The organism is endosymbiont of Riftia pachyptila (vent Ph05), assembly GCF_000224455.1.
GTDB lineage: Bacteria > Pseudomonadota > Gammaproteobacteria > Chromatiales > Chromatiaceae > Endoriftia > Endoriftia persephonae.
Window position 1 is genome coordinate 1 of record NZ_AFOC01000159.1, and the last position, 4,578, is coordinate 4,578.

Consider the following 4,578-nt stretch of genomic DNA (forward strand, 5'->3'; position numbering starts at 1 on the left):
CCGCGGCTCTCCACCACCTCAAACCAGTTCATGTTATGGATCGATTTTGCCGCACGCTTGATTGNTTGCGTACCGCATCGTCACTGCTCTCGCTGGATGAACCAACAATCTCGATCATCTTGTAGATATGCTCACTCNCCTTTTTCTCCTCTGATTGGACCAATACACGACACCTGCCGAAGCCTCACGTCTGACAGAGTGTCTTCAGTCGGTAGATTTGTTCCAGGCCTGCCTGGGGGTGAGGTTGTCTGGATTGATCTCCAGCAGCGCCTGTTCGACGACTGAATTCTGTGGTGTCTCCTGAAACAATAGCGGCAGCTGGTTCTGCTGCTGATCGGCGTGCTGCTGGGCCGCCTGTTCCAGCTCCTCCAGGCGCTGTCGCGCGCGCTGGATCACCGCTTTCGGCACCCCCGCCAGTGCTGCCACCTGCAGTCCATAGCTCTGATTCGCCGGCCCCTCCCTGACCGCATGCAGGAAGACGATGGAGTCGCCATGCTCCACCGCGTCGAGATGCACATTGACAATGCCGGGATACTCTTCGGGTAGGGTGGTCAGCTCGAAATAGTGGGTGGCGAACAGGGTGAAGGCGTGGATCTTGGTCGCCAGTTCTACCGCGCAGGACCAGGCCAGTGAGAGTCCGTCGAAGGTGGAGGTGCCACGGCCGATCTCGTCCATCAGCACCAGGCTCTGGTCGGTGGCATTGTGCAGAATGTTGGCGGTCTCCTCCATCTCCACCATGAAGGTGGAGCGTCCCCCCGCCAGATCGTCGGAGGCGCCGATGCGCGAGAAGATGCGGTCGATCGGCCCGATGCGCAGCGCGCTGGCTGGCACAAAACTGCCGCAGTAGGCGAGCAGGGCGATGATCGCGATCTGCCGCATGAAGGTCGACTTGCCGCCCATGTTGGGTCCGGTGATGATGAGGATGCGGCGCTGCTCGTCCAGCTCGATGCTGTTGGCGATAAACGGCTCGTGGCTGACCTGTTCCACCACCGGGTGACGGCCATCGCTGATCTGCATGCCGGATTCGTCGCTGAGTTCAGGGCGGCAGAGGTTGAGGCTCTCGGCGCGCTCCGCCAGATTGCAGAGAATATCCAGGCTGGCGAGCCCTTCGGCGCACTGCTGCAATGCAGCTAGCGACTCTGCCAGCTGTTCCAGTAGCTGCTCGTAGAGTGCCTTTTCCCGGGCCAAGGACGCTCGCGGGCGCTCAGCACCTGATCCTCGAACTTCTTCAGCTCGGGGGTGATGAAGCGCTCCGCCCCCTTCAGGGTCTGGCGGCGGATGTAGTCCTCCGGCGCATTCTCGGATTGGCTGCGGCTGATCTCGATGTAGTAGCCGTGGACCCGGTTATAGCTCACTTTGAGGCTANGATACCGGTACGCTCGCGCTCCCGCGCCTCCAGGTCGAGCAGGAACTGATCCGCGTTCTGTGACAGGTTGCGCAGCTCGTCGAGCTGTTCGTCGAAGCCTGCGGCGAGCACCCCGCCGTTGCGGATCAGCATTGGTGGCTGCTCGATGATCGTCCGTGCCAACAACGCATGCTCCTCTGGATGGGTGTCGATCTGCCTGGCCAGCTCAGTCAACAAGGGGCTTTGCAGCGGAGCGAGCTGTGACTGCAGCGCCGGTAGCACATCCAGGGTGTCGCGTAGTGTGGCCAGATCCCGCGGCCGGGCGCTCTTCAGGGCGACCCGGGTGAGGATGCGTTCGATGTCGCCGATCTCTTTCAGGCTCTCCCGCAGCTCGGGGAAGGCGCGCTGCTCAAGCAGCTCTTCGATGGCGGTGTGGCGCTGTGCCACCGCCTGCCGATTGCGCAGCGGACGGTTGATCCAGCGCCTTAGCATACGACTGCCCATGGCGGTGGCAGTGCGGTCCATGATCCCCGCTAGGGTGTGTTGCGGCTGGTTGGAGAGCGAGTGATCCAGCTCCAGATTGCGCCGGGTGGCGGCGTCGATGATGATCGCATCCTCGCGTCGCTCGGTGCGCAATGAGCGGATGTGGGGCAGGGCGCTACGCTGGGTCTCCGCCACGTATTGCAGCAGGCAGCCGGCGGCGGCCAGCGCCAGCGGCTGGTCGTTGCAGCCGAAGCCGCCCAGGTCGCGGGTGCCGAACTGGCGGGTCAGCAGCTGCTCGGCGGATGCCAGGTCGAAGTGCCAGGCGGGTCGGTGGGTGATGCCGCGTTTCAGACCGAGCCGCTCGGCGATCGGGTTATCCTCTTCCAGCAGTAGCTCCACCGGGCGCAGCCGCTCCAGCTCCCCCTGCAGCGCCTCCAGGCCGCTGAACTGCTGTACGATGAAGCGGCCGCTGGCCAGATCGAGGGTCGCCAGGCCAAACTTGTCATCGACCTGGTTGAGAGCGGCCAGCAGATTCTCCTGACGCTCCTCTAGCAGCGACTCATCGGTGAGGGTGCCGGGGGTGATGATGCGCACTACCTTGCGCTCAACCGGCCCCTTGCTGGCCGCCGGGTCGCCGATCTGCTCGCAGATTGCTACCGATTCTCCAAGCCGCACTAGCTTCGCCAGATAGTTCTCCGCCGCGTGGTAGGGCACCCCGGCCATCGGGATCGGTTTGCCGGCGGACTGGCCGCGTTTGGTGAGGGTGATGTCGAGCAGTTGCGCGGCGCGCTCCGCATCGTCGAAGAAGAGTTCGTAGAAGTCCCCCATGCGGTAGAACAGCAACATGTCGGGGAATTCACCCTTGATGCGTAAGTATTGCTGCATCATGGGTGTGTGTTTTGCCTTTTTTGGCCTGGTTTGTGGTGCGGAGCTGCTCTGTATTTTATCCATCGATTCCGGTGTTTGTGGGCAGTCTGGAATGTGTATGGTGGATCATACCCTCTCTCGCCTTGGCGAGAGGATGTTTGAGAGAAATCTATGCGGGAGGTGGGTGACAAAGGGGCCTGTTTGCCCCTTTCAGATTGTGCGTAACTTGTTTTGCTCGGGACTATTTCGGCGCCAGCATCTGGTCGACGATGTGCTCGCACTCGATCCAGTCATCCATCTCGTGGCCCGCTTCGAAGTTGCGATTCTCGGCCCGGTAGTAGGCCATGGTGGCGATCATCTCGTAGCGCTCGCGGGGGCTGACCTCGGGATGAGGTGTGGTGGCTTGTTGGGACGCTACTCTGGCCACCCTCTTTTTCCTGACCGGGCCCTTTGGGCTGGCGGCCTTGTTCGTCGCTTTCTTCTTGCTGACCTTCTTTTTCACCACCTTCTTCTTGGCCTTTTTCATCTTCTCGTCGTCTTTGCCGGATCTCTTGTTCACGTCCTTTGCCCTTTATTTACCGCTGAAATACCTTCGGCATTCTAGACAATATTGATGAAAAAACCATGATTGATCTGGGAGCCGGGGCGTGCCAGATTATTCCTGGTGTTGCGCCAACCGATGCTGCGCCCCCTTGCACAATTTCTGGGAATTGGAAAGCAAAGTATCGTACGGCCAAGGCAGTGAAGACTGCTTTCGCGGATGGGCAGCAGCCCCATACCCCACACCATTCAGGAACCTTGTCCACAAATTTTGACATTGGACATGGGGCTGGATGCCGGGCAGAAGTTAGTGTTCGATCACATGGTGCATCGGTTGCGGGATAGACAGCGCAGAGGATCTGCCTAGCGCAAAGTCCGCCCCAATTCATCTACAAAATGCGTGAAGTTGATAGTCCTCACAGCGCCAGATCCCCCCCCAGAAATAAGCGTGATAGCAATCACAAAGCCACCTAAAAAGACGTTATGCCGCGTTGATCGGTGCCACAAAATCCAGAGAATGTACCATTCATTCTTGTTGTTATTTAGGGAATAGAGAACAGGGATCTGGTTTTTTCTGGAGGTTGGTACTGATTGCTTGCCCGATGGTTGCGGACAAGCGCCTCCCCTGCATCCCCTTGCATTAAAAATAACTGATAGCGAAACAGAATCGGGGGGTTTATCCATGTTGACCGAGAAGATCAAGCGACCATACTACCCATTGGCGCTCATTGCAGCGGCCCTGCTGTCAGGCTGTGTTGAGGAAGTGGTAGACAATCATACAATGACCACGGCCGCTGCCGGTGACGATACCGATCCCCCCATCATCACCCTGCTGGGCGCCAATGCCCTCACTGTTGAGGCGGGAACCGTCTACACTGATTCTGGCGCCAGCGCCAACGATGCGAAAGATGGCGATATCAGCGCCAACATCATGCAAAGCGGCGTGGTTGACACTTCCGCTCCCGGCAGTTACATCCTCACGTATAATGTTTCGGATGCCGCCGGTAATGCTGCTACCGCAGTGACTCGGAGCGTGCTGGTAGCCGATACGACCCCCCCGGCCATCAGCCTCATTGGCAGTAGCCCGCAGACCGTCATCCTCGGCGCAAGCTATAGCGATCAGGGTGCGACTGCCAACGATTCTTTCGATGGCGATATCTCGGCCAGCATCGTTGCCACAGGCAGCGTCAATACCGGTGTCGTCGGCAGCTACACTCTGACCTACAACGTTGTGGATAGCGCCGGCAACGCCGCTACCGCGATCACCCGCACGGTCAACGTGGTCGCCGTGACGCTCCCCGCAGACGTCACCCCCCCGGTCATCACCCTGACCGGCGCCAACC

At 59.7% G+C, this 4,578-nt stretch carries 3 protein-coding genes and 1 pseudogene; 1 reads left to right on the forward strand and 3 read right to left on the reverse strand.

Annotation, left to right across the window (positions count from 1 at the left end):
* Positions 1 to 28 precede the first annotated feature (28 nt).
* From RIFP1SYM_RS17655 to RIFP1SYM_RS15815, 3 genes and pseudogenes are all read right to left on the reverse strand, one after another.
* Positions 29 to 118 (reverse strand): hypothetical protein, encoded by a 90-nt coding sequence (locus RIFP1SYM_RS17655; protein WP_476756448.1) that lies wholly within the window; start codon positions 116 to 118, stop codon positions 29 to 31.
* A 66-nt stretch (positions 119 to 184) separates the two neighbouring features.
* A pseudogene (gene mutS, locus RIFP1SYM_RS15810) lies at positions 185 to 2,779 on the reverse strand (DNA mismatch repair protein MutS).
* A 157-nt stretch (positions 2,780 to 2,936) separates the two neighbouring features.
* Complete coding sequence (locus RIFP1SYM_RS15815; protein WP_005966716.1) at positions 2,937 to 3,254, reverse strand: DUF2934 domain-containing protein; 318 nt, start codon at positions 3,252 to 3,254, stop codon at positions 2,937 to 2,939.
* Between the two features lie 762 nt (positions 3,255 to 4,016).
* On the opposite strand from RIFP1SYM_RS15815, the gene RIFP1SYM_RS15820 reads away from it, so the two are divergent.
* Positions 4,017 to 4,578: DUF5011 domain-containing protein (locus RIFP1SYM_RS15820; protein WP_240992151.1), on the forward strand; the 562-nt coding region annotated here is incomplete at its 3' end.